Here is a 1,478-nt window from a genome sequence, read left to right on the forward strand (position 1 = left end):
TCGGCAAGTTGGGTTAACATTAACGTTTACAATTAGAGAAACGTCCAAACCACAAGCATCTGGCGGTAAAGCAATTTCAAAATCTGAATTTGACAAGAATTAGAAACAATGGATAAAATCATCAAAATAGGTTTAGCAATTTTACTATTTGGTTGTCTGTTGGATATGCCTTATGGTTATTTTCAATTCGTGAGATTTGCTGCTTACATCGGGTTTGGTGTTCTTGCCTATCAAGCAAATCAACAAGAAAAACAAACAGAAATAATCATTTTTGGAGCTTTAGCCTTGCTTTTTCAACCCTTTTTTAAAATCGCTTTAGGTAGAGATTTATGGAATGTTGTTGATGTTATTGTGGGATTTGGATTGCTGGGTAGTGTATTTAAAAAAAATGCATAAATTTGTATTTATTGATATAAAATGGCAAAGAATAAAAAAATAACAGTAAAGGGTACTGAAATCACAGTCATTCATAATGAGAGTTCGGATTATATTTCATTAACGGATATGGCTAATTCAAAAGATGGTGATAGTAGAGCAGCAGACATCATTAAGAATTGGCTAAGAAACCGATACACCCTAGAATTTATTGGAACTTGGGAACAAATAAATAATAAAGATTTTAAAGTGGTCGAATTTGACCACTTTAAAATGCAAGCGGGCTTACCTAGTTTTGTTCTCAGTGTTTCAGAGTGGATTGAAAAAACCAATGCTATCGGAATAATCGTTAAAATGGGTAAATATGGTGGTACTTTTGCTCATAGAGATATAGCTTTTGAATTTGGCTCAGCCATTAGTGCCTCATTTAAATTGTATTTAATTACTGAATTTCAACGCCTCAAAGCAGAAGAAAACGACCGTTTACAATTAGAATGGAATATACAAAGAACTTTGGCAAAAGTAAATTATCAAATTCATACCGATGCCATTAAAGAAAATCTGATTCCGAAAGAAATTACCAAACAACAAGCCAGTTTTGTTTACGCCAATGAAGCAGATTTGCTCAATGTTGCACTATTTGGAATCACCGCTAAAGATTGGAAAACCAACAATCCCGATAAAAAAGGCAATATACGAGATGATGCCACTTTAGAACAATTGGTCGTGTTAAGCAACATGGAAAGTATCAAAGCGTTACTGATTCAGCAAGGGCTTCCACAAAGTGAACGACTGCTACAACTCAACAAAGTTGCAATCATGCAAATGAAATCGTTGCTTAATAGTAATCAAATTAAAAAATTGAAAGGCAATGAATAAAGTAAAACAATTACTTTCTAAAAATCAAACCATTGACAATAAATACACTATTAATTTCTTTCTAAAAAAAGGAAGCTATGCCGAAACCTATCGTGTGCAAAATGAAGCGAAAGAAACGAAATTTTTAAAATTGTTTGATTTCGCCAAATTACATCGTACACAGTTTACAGAAAACGGTGATATTTTGGAAATTGAAATGCTAAAACAATGTCGTTTAGTTAAGG

2 protein-coding genes and 1 pseudogene are annotated in these 1,478 nt (G+C 32.8%); all 3 read left to right on the forward strand.

The genetic code is table 11. The features are described from left to right. Positions 1–108 precede the first annotated feature (108 nt). Positions 109–396, forward strand: coding sequence for a DUF6804 family protein (locus tag B0A58_RS15935; RefSeq protein WP_089081857.1), 288 nt, complete (start codon positions 109–111; stop codon positions 394–396). A 21-nt stretch (positions 397–417) separates the two neighbouring features. After that, on the forward strand, positions 418–1,254 hold the full coding sequence (locus B0A58_RS15940) for a KilA-N domain-containing protein (RefSeq protein WP_089081858.1): 837 nt from the start codon (positions 418–420) through the stop codon (positions 1,252–1,254). Continuing rightward, positions 1,247–1,478: pseudogene (locus B0A58_RS15945) on the forward strand (AAA family ATPase); the annotation flags it as partial. The gene B0A58_RS15940 and the pseudogene B0A58_RS15945, both read left to right, overlap by 8 nt.

The organism is Flavobacterium branchiophilum NBRC 15030 = ATCC 35035, from assembly GCF_002217205.1.
Classification (GTDB): domain Bacteria; phylum Bacteroidota; class Bacteroidia; order Flavobacteriales; family Flavobacteriaceae; genus Flavobacterium; species Flavobacterium branchiophilum.

Excerpts from the sequence above, each read along its gene's own strand:
- B0A58_RS15935 (WP_089081857.1), top strand. The coding sequence starts at position 109 with ATGGATAAAATCATCAAAATAGGTTTAGCAATTTTACTATTTGGTTGT.
- B0A58_RS15940 (WP_089081858.1), top strand. The coding sequence starts at position 418 with ATGGCAAAGAATAAAAAAATAACAGTAAAGGGTACTGAAATCACAGTC.